This is a genomic window from Burkholderia sp. BCC1999 (assembly GCF_905339975.1).
Taxonomy (GTDB): domain Bacteria; phylum Pseudomonadota; class Gammaproteobacteria; order Burkholderiales; family Burkholderiaceae; genus Burkholderia.
This window is the reverse complement of the sequence record NZ_CAJPHP010000003.1, coordinates 109,445-130,026: the sequence shown is the minus strand read 5'-3', so window position 1 is coordinate 130,026 and position 20,582 is coordinate 109,445. Positions and strand designations below refer to the sequence as shown.

The following is a 20,582-nucleotide window of genomic DNA, read 5'->3' as shown; positions in this document are numbered from 1 at the left end:
AAGCGGGGCGCCGCCGCGGCAAAGGTGCCGGACGGCGAACCAAAGGATGCGCGATGAACCGACGTGATTTTCTGACGCTGACCGGCGCTGCGGCCGCGGCCGGCGTGTCGATGTGGCAAGCGCCCGCGATGGCGGCTTCCGCGACGCAGGCGGGGCGGCAACCGGCGGCCGGGTATGCGAACGTGCTGATCCTCGTCGAGCTGAAGGGCGGCAACGACGGGCTCAATACCGTGGTGCCGTACACGGATCCGCTCTACTACCAGTTCCGGCGCAGCATCGGCATCAAACGCGAGCAGGTGCTGCAGCTCGATGCGCATACGGGGCTGCACCCGTCGCTTGCGCCGCTGATGCCGCTGTGGCGCGACGGGCAGGTCGCGGTCGTGCAGGGCGTCGGCTACCCGCAACCGAACCTGTCGCATTTCCGCTCGATCGAGATCTGGGATACCGCGTCGCGCTCGGACCAGTACCTGCACGAAGGCTGGCTCACGCGCACGTTCGCGCAGGCGCCCGTGCCGCCGGGGTTCGCGGCGGATGGCGTCGTGCTCGGCAGCGCCGAGATGGGGCCGCTGTCGAATGGCGCACGTGCGATCGCGCTCGTCAATCCCGCGCAGTTCATCCGGGCGGCCCGGCTCGCCGAGCCGTCGTCGCTGCGCGAGCAGAACCCTGCGCTCGCGCACATCATCGACGTCGAGAACGACATCGTGAAGGCGGCCGACCGGCTGCGTCCGCGTGGCGGAATGCGTGAGTTCAGGACGGCCTTTCCGGCCGGCGCGTTCGGCACGTCGGTGAAGACCGCGATGCAGGTGCTGGCCGCGTGCGAAGCGTCCGGGCCCGGCGCGCAGGATGGCGTCGCGGTGCTGCGCCTGACGCTCAACGGCTTCGACACGCACCAGAACCAGCCGGGGCAGCAGGCTGCGTTGCTCAAGCAGTTCGCGGAAGGGATGAATGCGATGCGCGGCGCGCTGATCGAACTCGGGCGCTGGAACCAGACGCTCGTGATGACGTATGCGGAATTCGGGCGGCGTGTGCGCGAGAACCAGAGCAACGGCACCGATCACGGCACGGCCGCGCCGCATTTCGTGATGGGCGGCCGCGTGGCCGGCGGACTGTACGGTGCGCCGCCGGCGCTCGGCCGGCTCGACGGCAACGGCAACCTGCCGGTCGCGGTCGATTTCCGCCAGCTCTATGCGACCGTGCTCGGGCCGTGGTGGGGGCTCGATGCGTCGCGCGTGCTGCAGCAGCGCTTCGATACGCTGCCGTTGTTGAAGGCGTGATGCGTGGGGTCAGCGGCGGCGCGACGCGCGCCACGCGATCCACAGCTTGCGGATCGGCGTCAGCGCGATGCGCTGGTGCAGTACCTGGTAGCCGTCGCGCTCGATTTCGTCGAGTAGCGCGCCGGCCAGTGCGATCTGCGCGCGCAGCGTGCGTTGCGAGCGGCGTTCGGAGGCGGGGATCGCCGCTTCGGCGGCCGCGAGCGCTTCACGCGCGCGGGCCGTCTGGAACTGCAGCAATTCGGTGAAGGCCGGGCTGTAGCGGCCGTTCAGCAGATCGGCCGCGGTCACGTTGTAGCGCTGCAGTTCGTCGATTGGCAGGTAGATGCGGCCATGGCGCGCGTCGTTGCCGAGTTCCTGCACGAATTGAGCGAGCATCAGCGCGCGGCCGGCGTCCGCGGCCCACGGCTGCGGGTCGGCCGGGTTCGCCGCGCTTGCGCGCGCAACCAGTGACGCGAAGGTGCCGCCGACCTGCGCGATGTAGCGCTGCAGGTTCGCGAAATCGAGGTAGCGCGCCTGTTCGAGATCCATCCCGTAGCCGTTGACGAGCGTGCGCAACGCATCGGCTTCGGCGGCGATCGCCGGATGATGCTGCGCGAGCGCCTTCGTGACGGGGTGCGACGGCTGCCCGTCGGCCAGTGCCGCGAGTTCCTTGTGCCACCACGCGAGCTTCGTGTGTCCGACGGTCGGGTCGCTGGTTTCCTTGACGGTTTCCTCGAGTTCGCGGCGCAGCGCGAACAGCGCGGTCAGGCGCGGCTGCGTGGCGAGCGGCGCCTGGCGCAGCGCGTAGTAGGCGCTGGAGCCCGCAGGGGCGGCCTTTTGCTGACAGTAGTCGTCGAAGTTCACGGGCGGAATCGGGTGGGGGCGGGTTCGGGGGACGCGCGACGGCGCGGTGCCGAAACGTCGAGCGCGGCATTCTAGCATCGCTGCACGACGCGTGCCGGCGGGGCGAGACAACGCCGCGCGGATCGGGTAGAATCTCGCGCTCGCCTGATCGGGCGTGCCGGTTTTCGGGCCGGCATGAAGTCCCGGGCGCGTGGCGCACGTATCTTGCGTGCCGCGCGGTCAGGCGACAGAAATGCGCGTGAGTGGCGAAATTGGTAGACGCACCAGGTTTAGGTCCTGACGCCCGCAAGGGTGTGCCGGTTCGAGTCCGGCCTCACGCACCAGAAGTCGGATACGTACCCGCCAGGGTACGGTTCCCCAAAAAAGCGCTGCCGGTCGACAGACCGCAGCGCTTTTTTCGTTGATGGTCGTCTTTCTCTGACGTGCACGCCCATACGACCGCTTATTGAAACTCGGCCGCGTGTAATATCGTGTTCACGATCGAATACAACATGCACAAACAGACCGAGGGGCCACCGATGAACAATACCGTACGCATTCCGTTTTCCGTTCTGGCACTGATGCTGGCCGCGCCGGCTTTTGCCAATACGCCTGCCGACAACATCGCATGGAGCGCCAAGCCCGTGCAGACGGTTGCATCGTCGTCGGCGTGCTCCGCGTACTCGGGGCGGGTGATGTCGAGCGGAGAGACGCTGTCGACCGAAAACGTGCTGAAAGCGCTCGGCACGTCGCTGGCTGGCGCGGCTCTGGGCGCCGTCGCCGGCGGTTATCAGGGCGCAGCGCCCAATCCGTGCCCGCGCCCCGGCCTGTGACTGACACGCAAGCGAACTGCGCGATTCACTGCTTCAGCTGAAGCCAGCCCGACAACAAGCGCCGCGAGTCGCCCGACCGCGGCGCTTTGTCATTTCAGGCGCGTCTACTCCCAGAAACTCCGGATCGCGACCGCCACGATCACCGGCACCGAGAACACCAGCGGAATCGCGAAATACTGCGCTTCGCGATCGACGACCCAGCTGTAGATCACCCACGCCGCGCCGATCGCGAACGTGATGAGGCCGACCGTGACGGCGGCGATGTTCAGGACCAGCTTCGATGGCTGGCGGCGCGTTTTGGCGTTGTCGTTGTCATCGCGCGGGGACGATTTCATCGGAAGAGTGCGGCCTCGAGCCGGAACAGGGGTAAAAGCACAGGAAACCCCATCCGCGCGGATCGCGCAAGGGCCGGCGCGGGCCGGCCCCGTCACATCCGTTCCCGCGCGTTACAACCCGAACGACGTCGCCAGTTCGTCGAGCAGCGCACGCTGGAACGCAACGAACCGCTCACCCGGCTGCTGGGCGATCGCGAGATCGAGCATCGGATCGGTGACATCGGTGCGAATGCCGGCCAGTTCCTCGACGATCGCGAGCCCGCAGAACGGCACGTACGCCTCCGAATACCCGCCTTCGTGAACGATCACGAGCCGCCCGCCGCAATGACGCTGCGCGGCATCTTTCACCGCGCGCGTCATGAAGCGGTAGCTGTCGGTATGCAGCTGCATGCGCGCGAGCGGATCGACGGCGCTCGCGTCGAGGCCGCTCGCGACGACGATCAACTCGGGGCGAAAGCGCTCCAGTGCCGGCAGCACGATCCGCTCGAACGCGTAGCGATATGCGTCGTCGCCGCTGCCTGCGAGCAGCGGCACGTTCAGGTTTGCGTCGATGCCGGCACCTTCGCCGCGGTCGTCCGCGCCGCTGTAGCCGGGCGGAAAGCAGCGGTCCTGGTGCAGCGAGATCGTCAGCGTGTCCGGATCGTCGTAGTAGATCGACTGCGTGCCGTTGCCGTGATGCACGTCCCAATCGATCACCGCGACGCGCTCGATGCCGTGTTTCGCGCGGGCGGCCTCGATCGCGATCGGGATGTTCGCCAGCATGCAGAAGCCCATCGGGCGGTCGCGCAGGCAGTGGTGGCCGGGCGGCCGCGACAGCGAGAACGCATTGGCCGCGCGCTCGCCGACGACCGTATCGACAGCCGCGATCGCGAGGCCGGCCGACAGCGCGGCGATCTCGTAGCTGCCCTTGCCGAACGGCGCGAGATCGCCGAGGTCGCCGCCGTTCGCGTCGCTGAGCGCGCGGAACGCGTCAAGATAGTGCGCCGGATGAATGCGCAGCAGATCGGTCGTCGTGGCCGGCTCGGCGCCGCGCAGGTCGAGCTGCGCGGCAAGGCCCGACGCCTGGACGAGCGACAGGAAGCGGCGCTTCGAATCGGGCGATTCCGCGTAGCCCGCGCTCGACGGCGGCTGGACCCAGCCGCCGACCGGAAAGAACAGCGCGTGTGTGCCGCCGGTGTGCCAGAAAGTGCGTTCGTCGGTGAAGAAGGCAGTGCGATTCATGGATGCGTAACCTGTCACGGTTGGGAGGAAACGGAAACGGAAGGGCGTGCGCGGCGATCGATATGGCGCAGCGCGGCGAACGACACGATCGCGACGGCCGTCGCGGCCACGAACAGCGCGCGCATCGTGCCGCCGGCGTCGAGCATCAGGCCCGCAAGGAGCGGGCCGGCGGCAAGGCCTGCGCCTATCACGAAATTGAGCGTTGCCACGAGGCGGCCCGACGTGTCGATCTGCGCGACGGTCGCGAGGATGAACGGCAGCACGAATGTCCATGCGAACTTGAACGCGAAAATCGCCGCGCTGTAGCCGCCGGTGTGCCGCATCGCGGCGAGCGCGACGAGCGACGCGGCGAGCAGCGCGTAACCGGCCGCCAGCATCGCGCGTCGCGCGAGCCGGCCGCCCGCACACGATGCGAGCGCAGCGCCCGCGATCCCCATCACGCTCGCGATCGCGAGCACGTTGCCGGTCGACTGCGGATCGAGCCCGGCCTCGGCCGCGGCACGGCTCGCGAAGGTCCACACGCTGCCGATCGCGAGATAGAACGTCAACACCGCGCCGATGGCGAGCATGACGAAGCTTCGCGGCGTTTGCGTCGCGTCGCCGTGCGCGGATCGGGTGGGCGTCGTCCGCGTGCCGAGCGACGACGGAAAGCCGCGCGATAGCGGTGCCGCGAACAGTGCGAGCGCGGCGAGCGCGACATACAGCGCGCGCAGCCCGAACGCGGCGAACACGTGCGGCAGCACGAACAGGCCGATCGCACCGGCGATCAGCTGGCCGACGACCCACAGGCCGTACACGCGGTCGCTGTTCTCGCTCGTCGCCGCGCTCGTCATGCAGAGCACCATCAGCGAGCCGCCGCCGAGTGCGGTGACGGCGCGCAGCGCGAGCAGCGCGGCGAAGCCCGGCATCCACAGCGCGGTCAGCAGGTTGCCCGCGCCGAACAGAGCAATGGCGAATCCGGCGACGCGGCGCGCGTCGACCCGGCCGAGCCACAGGTACGACGGCACGGTCGCGAGGCTGAACGCACCGAGTTCGACGAAGAAGTAGGTGCCGATCTGCGACGCCGACAATCCGAGTTGCGTCGCGAGCTGGCCGGCAACGGCCGGTGCAACGAGCAGCAGCAGCGGCGTGATGGCCGCGAACACGACGAGCGCGACGAGCGTCGAGCGCGCGAAGGCCGGCGTACGGCCGTCGGGCGAGCGTGCGGCATCCGGGGACAGGGTTTTCATGGCGGGATCTCGTTGGGGGAATCAGAACAGGTGGTACATGCCGACCATCGCGCCGAACTGCGATGCGCCGGCGAGCGGCGTCGGGTCGTATTCGTAGACGGTCTGTGAGCTCTGGCCGCTGTTGCGTGCATAGCCGAGGTTCACGTATGCGACGGTGCGTTTCGACAGCGCGTACGTGGTGCTCGCGATGAACAGCGTTGGGTGGCCGATCACCGGCGTGCGCGAATCGGTGTGATAGACGCCCGCGTTCAGGCCGATCCCGTTCGATGTCTGGTAACGCGCACCGCCCCAGACGATCGTGCGCGCCGCATCGAGGTCGCCGGTCAGGCGTTCGACGCCCGCATAGACGGTGAGCGGCAGCGTGGCGAACGCATAACGTGCGGCGAGCGTGCCGAGTTCCCGGCGCCGCGCGGACGTGTCGTCGGCCGCCGCCACGTCGCCGTGCGCCTGATGCAGTACGGCGCTGACCGACAGCCCGTTGCTCGTGTACTGGCCGCCGAGTTCGAGCACGCGTCCGGCGCGTGTATTGCCGGCGACGCCGGACGTCGCGGCAAGCGCCTCGACGTCGAAGCCCGCGAACGTCGGCGACTGGTACTTCACCGAATGGTCGACGAAGTTCGCATTCATCGGCACGAGCACACCCTGGCCGCTGTACGACGCGTACCAGAGCGGGTCGTAGAAGAGCGTCTTGTCGAACAGCACGCTGAACTGCCGGCCGAGCGTGACGGTGCCGACGGGCCCCGCGATGCCGACGTACGCGCCGCGGAAGAACGCGTAGCCGGGCGCGGTCGCGGTGCCGTCGTTGAGGTTGAGACCCTGTTCGAGCTTGAACAGCGCGCGCCAGCCGCCGCCGAGATCCTCGTGGCCCTTGATCCCGACCTGCGAAGGCAGGATGCCGTAGTTCTGCAACTGCACGGCCGAGTGGCGTCCGTCGGCGTGCGTCAGGTATTGCACGCCGGCATCGAGCGCGCCGTACAGCGTGAGGGCGGACTGCGCATGGGCGGCGGCGCTGCACGCGGCAAGCGTCGCGGCGGTCGCGGCCGCGCGGATGAAGCGGGATTTCGTCACGTGGGGTTCTCCATACCGTCCTGCATCGGTTTGTCGTTGGTGTTGTCGCGACGCAGTGTCCGCAGCGGGAAAACCTTCGAACAGTCGTACAGATGAACGGTGTGGAAAACCCGCGGTGCGCGGCATTACCGCCGCGCGATGCCGCGGCGCGGCGTGCTGCGGAGCAGCAACGTGCCGTGCACCGTTCAAATGGATGGGGTTGGCGCCCGTTCCGGCACCGTGGCCCGCCAAAAAAGCCGCTCGCTATAATCGGCCGGTGTCGTAGCGCACATCAGCAGCCCGATCGGGCAGGGGAGCGGAAGGTGAGGATCACGACGGATATCGGGCAGGATCTCGAAGCGCTGCGCGACGTGCCGGCCGCCATCGTGCTCGACGAATTCGCGTGGCCGCCGCTGCCGTCCCGGCGCGCCGATTTCGACGGTGTCACGCGTGGCGACGCAGCGCAGCGCGAACTCGGCCTGATGCTGCTCGACCTGTACGCAGTGGCCGCGCAATCCGGCATCGGTGAATTCGAATACCGGTTCTTTTCGCTGCTGCAGGCGCTCATTCCGTTCGATGCCGCGTGGACCGGCGTCGCGACCCATGCGCCGACCGGCCCCGTGATGCACAACAGCTTTCTGTACCGTTTGCCGCACGCGTTCTTCATCGACTGGAAGCGCGTGCGCGATTGCGATCCGCTGGCGCACCGCACGCTGCACGGCGCGCACGGCCGCGCGGTGCGGCTGACGGTCGTCGAGCCGGGGCTCGACGCGCGGTTTCGCGACTGGTGCGTGAAGTACGGGCTCGCGCAGCTGATGTGCGTGTGTACGCTCGATCGCCGTTTCGGCCTGACGACGTTCATGTCGATCTACCGGCAGGGGCTCAATCGCCCGTTCAGCGACGACGATGCGCGTCGCTTCGAGGAGGTGATTCCGCACCTCGCGGCCGCGCTGACGATCAATCGTGCCGCGCAACTCACGCGCGAGCGCGCCGAGACGGTGGCGCCGGCGGCGCGCGCGCTGTGCGACAACTTCGGCGTGCTCCACCATGCCGATCACGGTTTCGACGACGTGCTGCGCACCGAGTGGCCGGCCTGGGCCGGGGCGCGCGTGCCGGAGCCGCTCGTCGCGCACCTGCGGCGCCAGTCGAGCCAGCCGTTCGTCGGCGACGCGCTGCGCATCCAGTGCGTGCCCGTCGCGGGGCTGTTCCAGATCGAAGCGCGGCCGCGCTCGCTGCTCGACCGGCTGAGCCCGCGCGAGCTGGCGGCGATCCGCTATTACGGCGCCGGGCGGTCGCACAAGGAGGTCGCGCAACAGATGGAGATTTCGCCGACGACCGTGCGTCACTACCTGCGCTGCGCGTACCGCAAGCTCGGCATGCACGACAAGAGCCAGATCGCGGGCGTGCTCGGCGCCACCGGCAGCAGCATGGCCGACGACGAACCGGTCGAACCCGTCGAAACAGGCGGCATGCCGCGCTGAAGCACGCGAATGCGGGCGCATGGCGTGCTTCCGCGCGAATGGTTGTGTCCGCAACTATTTGACGTTATGCTCGTCAGCTCCCAGGAGACGGAATTCCATCATGAACGACACGAATTCAGGGTCGGTGCGCGCGGCGGTGGTCGGTGTCGGCGCGATCGGCGGATTGCTTGCGGCCGCGCTGTCGCGGGCCGGCATGACCGTGAGCGCATACGCGCGCGGCGCGACGCTCGACGCGCTGAACACGCACGGCGTGCGCGTGATCGACGAAACCGGCGATACCTCGTCGGTGCCGGTGCGCGCGAGCGACGATGCGGTGGCGCTCGGCGTGCAGGACTACGTGGTGATCGCGCTGAAGGCGCAGGCGCTGCCGGCACTGGCGGAGCGCATTGCGCCGCTGGTCGGGCCGGACACCGTGATCGTCGCGGCGATGAACGGGCTGCCATGGTGGTTCACGCACGGGCTGGCAGGGTCGATCGACGGCGTGCCGCTCGACGCGGTCGATCCGGGCGGCGCGGTGTCGGCGGCGTTGCCGCCCGCGCAGGCGATCGGCTGCGTCGTGCACCTGTCGTCGAGCACCGATGCGCCGGGCGTCGTGCGCCGCGGGCGCGGCAACCGGTTGATCGTCGGCGCGCCGGATCAGCGGCTCGACGTGGCCACGGCGCGGTTTGCCGCGGCGCTCGCGGCAGGCGGTTTCGACGTCGAGTCGACGCCCGCGATCCGGGCCGAGATCTGGACGAAGCTGTGGGGCAACATGAACATGAATCCGCTGAGTGCGCTGACGGGGTCGACGACCGAGCAGTTGCTCGGCGATCCGTTCACGCAGGAACTCGCGCTGCGGATGATGGAGGAGGCGGCGGCGATCGGCGCAAGGCTCGGCCTGTCCACGGGGATGAGCGGACCCGAGCGGATCGCGTTCACGCGTAAGCTCGGCGCGTTCAAGACGTCGATGCTGCAGGATGTCGAAGCGGGGCGTTCGCTCGAGATCGGGCCGATCCTCGGCGTGTTTCCGGAGCTCGGCCGCAAGCTTGGCGTGCCGACCCCGTACTGCGACGCGGTGCTCGGACTGTTGCGCCAGCGCGCGGCGAACAGCGGGCTCTAGCGCGTGCAGGGCCGCTACCGGTGCGGCCCGGCGCCAGCGGCGAAGCGCGGGACGTTCGTCGCGCCCGCCACATGACGCAAAGCGGGCCGCCCGCGTTGCCGGTCAGGCAACGTGGGCAGCCCGTCGAATTCGTCGGATCAATATGGCCGGCGCGACGCCCGTGAGGCGGCTCAGTCGTCCCGCTCGGTGGCGTGCGCGACGACCTTGTCGAGCAGCCGCTCGAACGTCTGGCGTTCGCTGTCGGACAGGCAGGCGAGCAGGCCGTCGTTCCATTTGCGCACGATCGGCATGATCTTGCGATGCAGTGCGCGACCGTCGACGGTCAGCGCGATCAGCACGATCCGGCCGTCCTCCTCGCTCGCGCTGCGCTCGAGCAGCCCCTGGCGCAGCAGCGCCTCGGCCGCGCGGCTTGCCTGGCTCTTGTCGAGATTGGTGTGACGCGCGAGATCCATGATCGAGAACGGACCGAACGCGCCGACGGCGGCGATCACGCGCGCCTCGGGCAGCGAGATGTCGAGCTTGTGCCGGTACACCTCGCCGATCCCGCGGTCGGAGCGCTTCGTTAGCGCGTGGAGGCGATAGGTCAGAAACTGATCGAGCCCGGCTTGACGGCCTTTCATGTCGAATCCTGAAGAAAAAGGGCGGGCCCGATTGTTCCTGTATCGCGCGCTCGGGTCAACGGTCAGTGTGCACCGTATTTCAGGCGCGTCAATTGTTCCGCTTCGTTCGCGAGCAGATTGGCCGCGTCTCGGATCGCGACGTCGAGCGTGATCGGCCCGGGAGCCGGCGAAAAACAGCCGGAAAAATGTTCGGACAGACGCGGCAGCGCGGCCGGGTCGACCGCACCCGACAGTAGCGACGCGGGTACGCCGGCGGCCTGCGCGTGACGGCATGCGATGAACGGCGCCTTGCCGTGCAGCGTCTGCACGTCGGAGCGGCCTTCGCCGGTGATCAGCCAGTCGGCGCCGGCGAGCGCGGCGTCGAGCCCGACCTGGCGCGCGACCACTTCGGCGCCGGCTTCGAACTGCGCGCCGAGCATATGCAGCGCGAACCCGAGGCCACCCGCGGCGCCCGCGCCCGGCAGGTCGCGGCCGCGGCGGTCGAGCTCGGCTTCGAGCAGGTCGGCGAAGCGGGCGAGGGCGGCGTCGAGGGTCGCAACCTGATCGGGCGTCACACCCTTTTGCGGGCCGAACACCGCGGTCGCGCCGTGCGCGCCCGTCAGCGGGTTGTCGACGTCGGACATGCCGATGAATTCCGTTTCCTTGAGGCGCGGGTCGAGTGCCGACGCGTCGACGCGCGCGATGTCGGCGAGCCGCGACGGCACGGGCTCGACCGGCTGGCCGCCGGCGTCGAAGCACTGCAGGCCGAGGCCCGCGAGCAGCCCGGCGCCCGCGTCGTTGGTGCTGCTGCCGCCGAGCGCGACGAAGAAGCGGCGCACGCCGTCGTCGAGCAGCGTGCGGATCGCCTCGCCCATCCCGCGCGTGCTGCGCGCGTCGACCGGTACGCTCATGCCGACCGCGTCGGTAATGCCGACGATCTCGGCCGTCTCGACGATCGCGGTGCGCGCGTCGATCACGCCGACCGCCGCGTCGCGTGCCGCGAGCGACGCGCCGGCCACCTGCAGCGTGCGCCGCGTGCCGCCTCCCGCCAGCATCGCGTCGAGCGTGCCTTCGCCGCCGTCGGCCATCGGGCAGCAGCGTACGACCGCGTCGGGCCGGGCGCGGCGGATGCCGGAGGCGATCGCGTCCGCGACCTGCTCGGCGGAAAGCGAGCCTTTGAACGAATCGGGCGCGATGACGACGACAGGCGCGGACGGGTGTTGCGGCATGGTGTCTCCGGAAGGCGTAATTGGTGTGAAGAATGACGCGGCCGCAATGACGGCTCACTTTCCATTGGAGCTTACAGGATGGTGGGGCCGTAGAGGATACGGCGTTCGGCATAGCGGCGATCCGCGCGCGTTGCGGTGCGCGGGGCTGTCGGCATGGTGACGATGCACGCGCGACGCGCTGATCTGGCGGTACGAGGAAAATTGTTTGCTAGAATAGTCGATTCTTCCGGCCAAAGCCGTGCTCCGAGCCGCTTGCGCTAGCCATTCGGCGCGTGCAGGGATGGCGTGGCGCTCCGGCGCGGCGTGTGAGTGCGACGCACCGCATGCTGCAGGCAGGCACGGCAAGGAAAACCCGATTCGCTCGAATAATTTTAGGACGATTGAAGCCATGGCTAACGTTGTTGAGAACCTCGGCAAGCTTGAACGCCGCGTGACGATTTCCCTGCCGAAAGACACCGTGCAGAAGGAAATCGACGCCCGTATCCAGAAACTCGCGAAGAACGTGCGCATGCCGGGTTTCCGCCCGGGCAAGGTGCCGCTGAAGATGGTCGCGCAACAGTACGCGGGTCAGGTCGAAGCCGAAGTGCTGAGCGACAAGATCGGCCAGGAATTCTTCACGATCAGCCGCGCGGAAAACCTGCGCGTCGCCGGCCAGCCGAGCTTCGAGCCGAAGCAGGAGCAGGCTGAGGATGCATACGCGTTCGACGCGACGTTCGAGGTCTACCCGGAAGTGAAGATCGGTGATCTGGCGACGGCTGAAGTCGAGCGCTCGACGACGTCGATCAGCGACGCCGAAATCGACCGCACGCTCGACATCCTGCGCAAGCAGCGCGTGCACTTCCACGCACGCGGCGAAGCCGGCGAGCACGGCGACGGCGGCGCGGATACCGCAGCGAAGAACGGCGACCGCGTGACGGTCGACTTCGTGGGCAAGATCGACGACGTCGCGTTCCAGGGAGGCACGGCCGAAGATTTCCCGTTCGTGCTCGGCGAAGGCCGCATGCTGCCGGAATTCGAAACCGCCGCGCTGGGCCTGAAGGTCGGTGAAGCGCGTACGTTCGACCTGAAGTTCCCGGACGACTACCACGGTGCCGACGTTGCCGGCAAGACGGCGCAATTCACGGTCACGATGAAGAAGATCGAGTGGCCGCACCTGCCGGAAATCGACGGCGAATTCGCGAAGTCGCTCGGCATCGAAGACGGCGACCTCACGAAGATGCGCGGCGAGATCAAGGAAAACCTCGAGCGCGAAGCGAAGCGTCGCACGCAGTCGATCGTCAAGAACCAGGTGATGGACGCGCTGCTGAAGATCTCCGAACTCGACGTGCCGAAGGCGCTGATCGAGCAAGACCAGCAACGCCTCGTCGAAATGGCTCGCCAGGATCTGGCGCAGCGCGGCGTGCCGAACGCGAAGGACGCACCGATCCCGGCGGAAATGTTCGCCGAGCAGGCCGAGCGCCGCGTGAAGCTGGGTCTCGTGCTGGCCGAACTCGTGAAGTCGAACAACCTGGAAGCGAAGCCGGAACAGATCCGCGCGGAAGTCGACGAGTTCGCGAAGAGCTACGAAGACCCGAAGGAAGTGGTCCGCTGGTATTATTCCAACCAGCAGCGCCTCGCCGAGATGGAAGCGTTCGTCGTTGAAAGCAACGTCGTCGATTTCGTGCTGGGCAAGGCGAAGGTGACGGACAAGGAAGTGAGCTTCGAGGCACTCGCGAGCGCATCGGCGCAAGCGTAAGTGTTGCTCTAGCGGCGTGCCGGCTGTCGGAGCGACGGCCCGCACGCCGTTTTTACGTCAAGCGCACGGTTGCCATTAATATGGCGATTGAGCGGGCGGCTTCCTTCCGTTCAATTTTCCATTCGAACAAGGTTCATTGAATGATCACTCGCGCTGAATTGCTGGACATGCTTGCTTCGAACGCGCCGCAGGGTTTCGAGGCGCAAGCGCTGGGGCTGGTGCCGATCGTCGTCGAAACGAGCGGCCGCGGCGAGCGTTCGTACGATATCTACTCGCGTCTCCTGAAGGAGCGCCTGGTGTTCATGGTCGGCGAAGTGAACGACCAGACCGCCAATCTCGTGGTCGCGCAATTGCTGTTCCTCGAGAGCGAGAATCCCGACAAGGACATCAGCCTGTATATCAACAGCCCGGGCGGGTCGGTGTCGGCCGGCATGGCGATCTACGACACGATGCAGTTCATCAAGCCGGACGTGTCGACGCTGTGCATGGGCCTCGCGGCCAGCATGGGCGCGTTCCTGCTCGCGTCGGGTGCGAAGGGCAAGCGCTTCGCGCTGCCGAACTCGCGCGTGATGATTCACCAGCCGCTCGGCGGCGCGCGCGGCCAGGCGTCCGACATCGAGATCCAGGCACGCGAAATCCTCTACCTGAAGGAGCGGCTGAACCAGTTGCTCGCGCAGCACACGGGCCAGGACGTCGAGCGCATCGCGCGCGACACCGACCGTGATAACTTCATGTCGAGCGAGGATGCGAAGGCGTACGGGCTCATCGATCAGGTGTTGCTGAAGCGCCCGTGAGCGTAAGTAGGGTGCCGCCCCGATTCGTGCGGCGGCCCCTGCTGCCCCGAACGCCCTGAGCATCTGCGGCAAGCACATCCAGCCGGCTCCGGTCGCGCCCTAGGCGCGGCGTCCGGAGCATTCGGCGTATCATGTCATTTACCTGTCCGGAGGCTCTACATTCATGGCGGACAAAAAAGGTTCGAACAGCGAGAAGCTGTTGTATTGCTCGTTTTGCGGGAAGAGCCAGCATGAGGTGAAAAAACTCATCGCGGGCCCATCGGTGTTCATCTGCGATGAATGTATCGACCTCTGCAACGAGATCATTCGCGACGAGGCGGCTGCCGCCGGCGTCGAGGCCAGCCTGTCCCGGTCGGATTTGCCGAGCCCGCAGGAAATTCGCGACATCCTCGATCAGTACGTGATCGGCCAGGAGCGTGCGAAGAAGATCCTCGCGGTGGCCGTGTACAACCACTACAAGCGCCTGAAGCATCTCGACAAGAAGGACGACGTCGAGCTGTCGAAGAGCAACATCCTGCTGATCGGCCCGACGGGCTCCGGCAAGACGCTGCTCGCGCAGACGCTCGCGCGGTTGCTGAACGTGCCGTTCGTGATCGCCGATGCGACGACGCTGACCGAAGCCGGCTACGTCGGCGAGGACGTCGAGAACATCATCCAGAAGCTGTTGCAGAACTGCAACTACGAGGTCGACAAGGCCCAGCGCGGGATCGTCTACATCGACGAAATCGACAAGATCAGCCGCAAGTCGGACAACCCGTCGATCACGCGCGACGTGTCGGGCGAGGGCGTCCAGCAGGCACTGCTGAAGCTCGTCGAGGGCACGATGGCGTCGGTGCCGCCGCAAGGTGGCCGCAAGCACCCGAACCAGGATTTCATCCAGGTCGACACGACCAACATCCTGTTCATCTGCGGCGGCGCGTTCGACGGTCTCGAAAAGGTGATCACCGATCGCACGGAGAAAACCGGCATCGGCTTCGGCGCGACGGTCAAGAGCAAGCAGGAACGCGACGCGGGCGAAGTGCTGCGCGAGACGGAACCGGAAGACCTGATCAAATTCGGTCTGATCCCCGAATTGATCGGCCGCCTGCCGGTGGTCGCGACGCTCGGCAAGCTCGATGAAGCGGCGCTGATGAAGATCCTGGTCGAGCCGAAGAATGCGCTCGTCAAGCAGTATCACAAGCTGTTCGCGATGGAGCGCGTCGAGCTCGAGATCCGGCCGGGCGCGTTGCAGGCAGTCGCCCGCAAGGCGATCCGCCGCAAGACCGGCGCGCGCGGTTTGCGTTCGATCATCGAACAGGCGTTGCTCGACGTGATGTACGAGCTGCCGACGATGAAAGGGGTCAGCAAAGTCATCATCGACGAGAACGTCATCGATGGCGACGGCAAGCCTTTGCTGATCTACGAGGACACGCCGAAGGTGGCGGGTTCGAACTGACCGGCTTGCCGACGATGTTCTGCGAAAAAGGCCGTTCATGAGACCGTGGGCGGCTTTTTTTCGTTTATCTTGTGGGTAACTCTGACTCGAAACGCGGTGGTTACTTTCTTACCGAATATTTCCCGCACTTGAAGGCTTGCAATTCGTTGTGGCGGCCTCAATTACCGAACAATTGATTCCACTCATGGGGAAATGAAATGTCAGGCACCCAACTTCTCCCGCCGGAACGCATCACGCTCCCGCTGCTGCCGCTGCGGGATGTCGTCGTTTTCCCGCACATGGTAATTCCGCTCTTCGTGGGCCGGCCGAAATCGATCAAGGCCCTCGAAGCAGCGATGGAAGGCGGCAAGCACATCATGCTCGTCGCCCAGAAAACCGCGGCCAAGGACGAACCGACCGAAAAGGACATGTACGAGGTCGGTTGTATCGCGAACATCCTGCAGATGCTGAAGCTGCCGGACGGCACCGTGAAGGTGCTCGTCGAAGGCTTGCAGCGCGCAAAGGCGTTGTCGATCGAAGAACAGGAGACGCAGTTCTCCTGCGAAGTGATGCCGCTCGAGCCCGATCACGCCGACAGCGCTGAAACGGAAGCGCTGCGCCGCGCGATCGTGTCGCAGTTCGACCAGTACGTGAAGCTGAACAAGAAGATCCCGCCGGAGATCCTCACGTCGCTGTCGGGTATCGACGAAGCAGGCCGCCTCGCGGACATGATCGCCGAGCGCCTGCCGCTGAAGCTCGACCAGAAGCAGCACATCCTCGAGATGTTCCCGGTCATCGAGCGCCTCGAGCACCTGCTCGCGCAACTCGAAGCCGAGATCGACATCCTGCAGGTCGAAAAGCGCATCCGCGGGCGCGTGAAGCGCCAGATGGAAAAGAGCCAGCGCGAGTACTACCTGAACGAACAGGTCAAGGCGATCCAGAAGGAACTGGGCGAAGGCGAGGAAGGTGCGGATCTCGAGGAACTCGAGAAGCGCATCAACGCTGCGCGCATGCCGAAGGAAGCCAAGAAGAAGGCCGACGCCGAGCTGAAGAAACTGAAGCTGATGTCGCCGATGTCGGCGGAAGCGACCGTCGTGCGCAACTACATCGACACGCTGATCGGCCTGCCGTGGCGCAAGAAGAGCAAGGTCAACAACGACCTGTCGAACGCCGAGCAGGTACTCGACGAAGATCACTTCGGCCTCGAGAAGGTCAAGGAACGGATCCTCGAGTATCTCGCGGTGCAACAGCGCGTGGACAAGGTCAAGGCGCCGATCCTGTGCCTCGTCGGGCCCCCGGGCGTCGGCAAGACCTCGCTCGGCCAGTCGATCGCACGGGCGACGAACCGCAAGTTCGTCCGGATGGCGCTGGGCGGCGTGCGTGACGAAGCCGAGATCCGTGGCCACCGCCGTACGTACATCGGTTCGATGCCGGGCAAGATCCTGCAGAGCCTGACGAAAGTCGGCGTGCGCAATCCGCTCTTCCTGCTCGACGAAGTCGACAAGATGGGCATGGATTTCCGCGGCGATCCGTCGTCGGCGCTGCTCGAAGTGCTCGATCCGGAACAGAACCACACGTTCGCCGATCACTACATCGAAGTCGACTTCGATCTGTCGGACGTGATGTTCGTCGCGACGTCGAACTCGCTGAACATCCCGCCGCCGCTGCTCGACCGGATGGAAGTGATCCGTCTGTCGGGTTACACGGAAGACGAGAAGGTCAGCATCGCTCAGCGTTACCTGCTGCCGAAGCAGAAGAAGAACAACGGGCTGAAGGACGGCGAGATCGATGTCACCGAACAGGCGATCCGCGACATCATCCGCTACTACACGCGTGAAGCCGGTGTGCGTTCGCTCGAGCGGGAAGTGTCGAAGATCTGCCGCAAGGTCGTGAAGATGCTGCTGCTGAAGAAGGCATCGGGTGCGATCAAGGTCGACGGTGAAAACCTCGACACGTTCCTCGGCGTGCGCAAGTACGACTTCGGCCTCGCGGCGAAGGAAAACCAGGTCGGTCAGGTCACGGGTCTCGCGTGGACGGAAGTCGGCGGCGATCTGCTGACGATCGAAGCTGCAGTGATGCCGGGCAAGGGCAACGTGATCCGTACGGGTTCGCTCGGCGACGTGATGAAGGAATCGGTCGAGGCTGCGCGTTCGGTCGTGCGCTCGCGTTCGCGCCGTCTGGGCATCAAGGACGAAGCGTTCGAGAAGCAGGACATCCACATCCACGTGCCGGAAGGCGCGACGCCGAAGGACGGTCCGTCCGCCGGCGGTGCGATGACGACCGCGCTGGTGTCGGTGCTGACGGGTATCCCCGTGCGTGCCGATGTCGCGATGACGGGCGAAATCACGTTGCGTGGTGAAGTGCTGCCGATCGGCGGGCTGAAGGAAAAGCTGCTGGCTGCGCATCGCGGCGGCATCAAGCTCGTGCTGATTCCGGAAGAGAACGTGAAGGATCTCGCGGACATTCCGGACAACGTGAAGAACGCGATCGAGATCGTGCCGGTCCGCTGGATCGACAAGGTGTTGGAGCTCGCGCTCGAGCGTTCGCCGACGCCGCTGCCGCCGGAAGAAGAGGCGAAGGCAGCAGCGCCGGTTGGCGAGGCGGCGAAGGATGCCGGCTCGACGGAAGTCGTCAAGCACTGAGCCCCTGAACGCCGTCGTTGTTGACGGTTGTTCACGAAACCCGCGGCGTGTCCGCGGGTTTTTTTATGCGCATTGAAAACGCGTGCATGAACGTTGAAAAAAATCGCGTGGGGGCTTGGCAAAATGATCGGGGATGAATTAAACTTGCGGGCTCGCTGGTTGTTGATGCGGAAACGCAGATCGCAGTCAGAACGAATCGGAAACGGGTGCTTAGCTCAGCTGGTAGAGCGGCGCCCTTACAAGGCGTAGGTCGGGGGTTCGAACCCCTCAGCACCCACCAGTTTCCTGATTCAGCCAGACCAAGGAGCGGTAGTTCAGTCGGTTAGAATACCGGCCTGTCACGCCGGGGGTCGCGGGTTCGAGTCCCGTCCGCTCCGCCAAAAAATGAGAAAGCCCGCCTTGTGCGGGCTTTTTCATTTGTGTCGTAGGTTGCGCCCGCTTGCGGGCGCGTGACTGCGGAGCGGAGGAAGCCGCCTGCGCGGCTTCCGGCGGGACTCGAAGGGATGCGCGTGCACGCGCATCCGCGGCCTGCAGGATGTAGGCGAGTCCCGTCCGCTCCGCCAAACAAACAACAATGCCCGCCTCGAGCGGGCATTGTTGTTTGTGCGTCCAGTTGTTGCGCCCGTATCGGGCGCGTGACTGCGGAGCGGAGGCAGTTGTCTGCGCGTCCTGCACGATGTCGACGAGTCCCGTCCGCTCCGCCAAAAAATGAAAAAGCCCGCGTTGTGCGGGCTTTTTCATTTGCGTTGCCAGCTGCGCCCGCACGCAGCGCACCTGCTTTTCTCCCGTCCCACCCCGTATGTTGTAATATCGGACGTTTTGTCCAATTTTCCCGTCACGCATGCTCGATTTCTTCCGTAATCACCAGCGCCTGATGATGGCGCTCCTGCTCCTGATCGTGTTGCCGGGGCTGGGTTTCGTCGGGATCCAAGGCTTCCGCGGCTTCTTCGACGACAGTGCGAACGTCGCGGCAGTCAACGGGCACAAGATCACGCGGGTCGAATTCGACGGCGCGTTCCGCCAGCAGATCGACCAGGCGCGCCAGGCGCTCGGCGGGCAGTTCGACATCAAGATGTTCGATACGCCCGAGCATCGCAAGCAAGTGCTCGACGGCCTGATCCAGCAACGTGTGCTGGCCGACGAGACGCAACGCCTCCACCTCACCGCCTCCGACAACGCCGTGCGCGATGCGCTGATGAGCGACCCGATGATCGCGTCGCTGAAGAAGCCCGACGGTACGATCGACGTCGAGCGCTATGCGCAGCTGCTGTCGTTCCAGGGGATGACGCCCGAACAGTACCAGGAGCGCGTGCGCTACAGCCTGTCGCTGCAACAGATTCCGGCCAGCATCGTGTCGAGTGCATTTACGCCGAAGAGTCTCGCGCAACGTCTGTCCGAACTGGCCGCGCAGCAGCGCGAAGTGCAGGCGCTCGTGCTGAAGACGAGCGACTTCGCGGCGAAGGTCCAGCCGACCGATGCACAGCTCACCGCGTACTATGACGCGCACAAGCAGAGCTTCGCGACGCCGGAGACCGCGACGATCCAGTACCTCGTGTATTCGCCGGCCGCAGCGGCCGCGAGCGCGCAGCCGACCGACGCGGACATCAAGAAGTTCTACGACGACAACCCGACGCACTTCCGCACCGAAGCGCAGGTGCGCGTGAGCCACATCTTCATCGCGGCGCCGGGCAGCGCCAGCGCGGCCGACAAGGCGGCAGCGAAGACGAAGGCCGAGCAACTGCTCGCCGACGTGAAGGCGCATCCGGACCAGTTCGCACAGATCGCGCAGAAGAACTCGCAGGACGCGCCGTCGGCAGCGAAGGGCGGTGACCTCGGCTTCATCACGCGTGGCTCGACGGCAGGCGGCAAGGCGTTCGACGACGCCGCGTTCGCGCTCAAGCAGGGCGACGTGAGCGGTGTCGTGCAGTCGGATCTCGGCTTCCACATCCTGAAGGCGACTGAAGTGAAGCCGGCGGCCGTGAAGCCGTTCGCGGAAGTGAAGGACCAGATCGCGGTCGACCTGAAGCAGCAATACGCATCGAAGGCGTTCACGGACAACGCGGAAGGCTTCACGTCGACCGTGTACGAAAAGGCGAAGACGCTGCAGCCGGCCGCGGACAAGTACAAGCTGACGATCCAGACGGCCACCGTCACGCCGACGCCGAACCCGCAACTGCCGCCGACCAGCCCGCTGAACAATCCGAAGTTCCTGGCCGCCGTGTTCGCGAACGATTCGGTGAAGAGCCAGAACAACACGCAGGCGATCGACGTCGGGAACAACACGCTGATCTCGGCGCGCGTGACCGACTACAAGCCGGCTGCCGTGCCCGCGCTCGATGCGATCAAGGACGTCGTGCGCCAGAAGGTCGTTGCCGAGCAGGCTGCGGAACTCGCGAAGAAGGACGGCGCGGCGAAGCTGGCCGAGTTGCAGAAGTCGAAGTCGGCTGACGGGTTCACCGCTGCGCAGAAGGTGTCGCGCACGCAGTCGCAAGGCCTGACGCCGGCTGCACTGAGCGCCGTCTACAAGGTCGACGCGAAGACGCTGCCGGCCTACGTCGGTGTCGATCTCGGCGCGGACGGCTACGCGATCTACCGCGTGAATGCCGTGATCCCCGGTTCGGCGGTCGATCCGCAGCAACTGGCGGCCGCGCAGCAGCAGATGGCGCAAGTCGACGCACAGAGCGAAGGCGAGGCCTATCTCACCGCGCTGCGCGATCGCTCGAAGGTGAAGCTGTACGGTTCGACGGCCAGCCAGAAGCAAGACGGCGACAACTGAGTATCGTTTCGCACGCAACCAAAAAAGCCCCGCTTCGAGCGGGGCTTTGTGT

Annotated in this window: 16 protein-coding genes and 3 tRNA genes; 12 read left to right on the top strand and 7 right to left on the bottom strand. The window is 66.1% G+C overall.

Features of this window, described 5'->3' with window-relative positions; genetic code table 11:
• Window positions 1–53 precede the first annotated feature (53 nt).
• Window positions 54–1,274 (top strand): DUF1501 domain-containing protein, encoded by a 1,221-nt coding sequence (locus U5809_RS05240; RefSeq protein WP_322085788.1) that lies wholly within the window; start codon window positions 54–56, stop codon window positions 1,272–1,274.
• Between the two features lie 9 nt (window positions 1,275–1,283).
• Here U5809_RS05240 and hpnD read toward each other — a convergent pair whose 3' ends face one another.
• Window positions 1,284–2,117, bottom strand: a complete 834-nt coding sequence (gene hpnD, locus U5809_RS05235; protein ID WP_322085787.1) for a presqualene diphosphate synthase HpnD — start codon at window positions 2,115–2,117, stop codon at window positions 1,284–1,286.
• A 236-nt stretch (window positions 2,118–2,353) separates the two neighbouring features.
• Here hpnD and U5809_RS05230 point away from each other — a divergent pair.
• Both U5809_RS05230 and U5809_RS05225 read left to right on the top strand, forming a co-directional pair.
• Window positions 2,354–2,440: transfer RNA gene (locus U5809_RS05230), tRNA-Leu, on the top strand.
• Between the two features lie 195 nt (window positions 2,441–2,635).
• Window positions 2,636–2,929: a hypothetical protein gene (locus U5809_RS05225; RefSeq protein ID WP_322085919.1), complete on the top strand. Its 294-nt coding sequence runs from the start codon at window positions 2,636–2,638 to the stop codon at window positions 2,927–2,929.
• Between the two features lie 104 nt (window positions 2,930–3,033).
• Here U5809_RS05225 and U5809_RS05220 read toward each other — a convergent pair whose 3' ends face one another.
• The 4 genes from U5809_RS05220 to U5809_RS05205 all read right to left on the bottom strand — a co-directional run bounded on the left by U5809_RS05220 (window position 3,034) and on the right by U5809_RS05205 (window position 6,782).
• Window positions 3,034–3,264, bottom strand: coding sequence for a hypothetical protein (locus U5809_RS05220; RefSeq protein WP_059233918.1), 231 nt, complete (start codon window positions 3,262–3,264; stop codon window positions 3,034–3,036).
• Between the two features lie 111 nt (window positions 3,265–3,375).
• Window positions 3,376–4,485, bottom strand: coding sequence for a class II histone deacetylase (locus tag U5809_RS05215; RefSeq protein ID WP_322085786.1), 1,110 nt, complete (start codon window positions 4,483–4,485; stop codon window positions 3,376–3,378).
• 14 nt (window positions 4,486–4,499) lie between these two features.
• A complete protein-coding gene (locus tag U5809_RS05210) occupies window positions 4,500–5,714 on the bottom strand; it encodes an MFS transporter (RefSeq protein ID WP_322085785.1) in 1,215 nt (404 codons plus the stop codon).
• A gap of 21 nt (window positions 5,715–5,735) precedes the next feature.
• Window positions 5,736–6,782 (bottom strand): porin, encoded by a 1,047-nt coding sequence (locus tag U5809_RS05205; protein ID WP_322085784.1) that lies wholly within the window; start codon window positions 6,780–6,782, stop codon window positions 5,736–5,738.
• A gap of 302 nt (window positions 6,783–7,084) precedes the next feature.
• Between U5809_RS05205 and U5809_RS05200 the strand changes: the two genes are divergently transcribed.
• Window positions 7,085–8,242 (top strand): helix-turn-helix transcriptional regulator, encoded by a 1,158-nt coding sequence (locus tag U5809_RS05200; RefSeq protein WP_322085783.1) that lies wholly within the window; start codon window positions 7,085–7,087, stop codon window positions 8,240–8,242.
• Between the two features lie 100 nt (window positions 8,243–8,342).
• The gene (locus tag U5809_RS05195) at window positions 8,343–9,341 is read left to right on the top strand and encodes a 2-dehydropantoate 2-reductase (protein ID WP_322085782.1); all 999 of its coding nucleotides are present in this window, start codon (window positions 8,343–8,345) and stop codon (window positions 9,339–9,341) included.
• A gap of 170 nt (window positions 9,342–9,511) precedes the next feature.
• Here the strand turns inward: U5809_RS05195 and U5809_RS05190 are convergent, their stop codons facing one another.
• Together U5809_RS05190 and U5809_RS05185 are read right to left on the bottom strand one after the other, a co-directional pair.
• Entirely contained in the window at window positions 9,512–9,961 is a 450-nt protein-coding gene (locus tag U5809_RS05190) for a MarR family winged helix-turn-helix transcriptional regulator (protein WP_322085781.1), read from the bottom strand.
• Between the two features lie 62 nt (window positions 9,962–10,023).
• Window positions 10,024–11,169 (bottom strand): glycerate kinase, encoded by a 1,146-nt coding sequence (locus U5809_RS05185; RefSeq protein WP_322085780.1) that lies wholly within the window; start codon window positions 11,167–11,169, stop codon window positions 10,024–10,026.
• A gap of 388 nt (window positions 11,170–11,557) precedes the next feature.
• On the opposite strand from U5809_RS05185, the gene tig reads away from it, so the two are divergent.
• The 7 genes from tig (at window position 11,558) to U5809_RS05150 (ending at window position 20,530) form a co-directional block, all read left to right on the top strand.
• Window positions 11,558–12,904, top strand: coding sequence for a trigger factor (gene tig, locus U5809_RS05180; RefSeq protein WP_176047267.1), 1,347 nt, complete (start codon window positions 11,558–11,560; stop codon window positions 12,902–12,904).
• Window positions 12,905–13,044: 140 nt separating this feature from the next.
• Entirely contained in the window at window positions 13,045–13,698 is a 654-nt protein-coding gene (gene clpP / locus U5809_RS05175) for an ATP-dependent Clp endopeptidase proteolytic subunit ClpP (protein WP_010092137.1), read from the top strand.
• 163 nt (window positions 13,699–13,861) lie between these two features.
• Window positions 13,862–15,133 carry an ATP-dependent Clp protease ATP-binding subunit ClpX gene (gene clpX / locus U5809_RS05170; RefSeq protein ID WP_006489345.1) on the top strand — a complete coding sequence of 424 codons (1,272 nt, stop codon included), beginning with the start codon at window positions 13,862–13,864 and terminating at the stop codon, window positions 15,131–15,133.
• Between the two features lie 197 nt (window positions 15,134–15,330).
• Entirely contained in the window at window positions 15,331–17,754 is a 2,424-nt protein-coding gene (gene lon, locus U5809_RS05165) for an endopeptidase La (RefSeq protein ID WP_176047266.1), read from the top strand.
• A 204-nt stretch (window positions 17,755–17,958) separates the two neighbouring features.
• Window positions 17,959–18,034 (top strand) — tRNA-Val (locus U5809_RS05160).
• Window positions 18,035–18,057: 23 nt separating this feature from the next.
• Window positions 18,058–18,134, top strand: a tRNA-Asp gene (locus tag U5809_RS05155).
• 461 nt (window positions 18,135–18,595) lie between these two features.
• A complete protein-coding gene (locus tag U5809_RS05150) occupies window positions 18,596–20,530 on the top strand; it encodes a SurA N-terminal domain-containing protein (protein WP_282505309.1) in 1,935 nt (644 codons plus the stop codon).
• Window positions 20,531–20,582 lie beyond the last annotated feature (52 nt).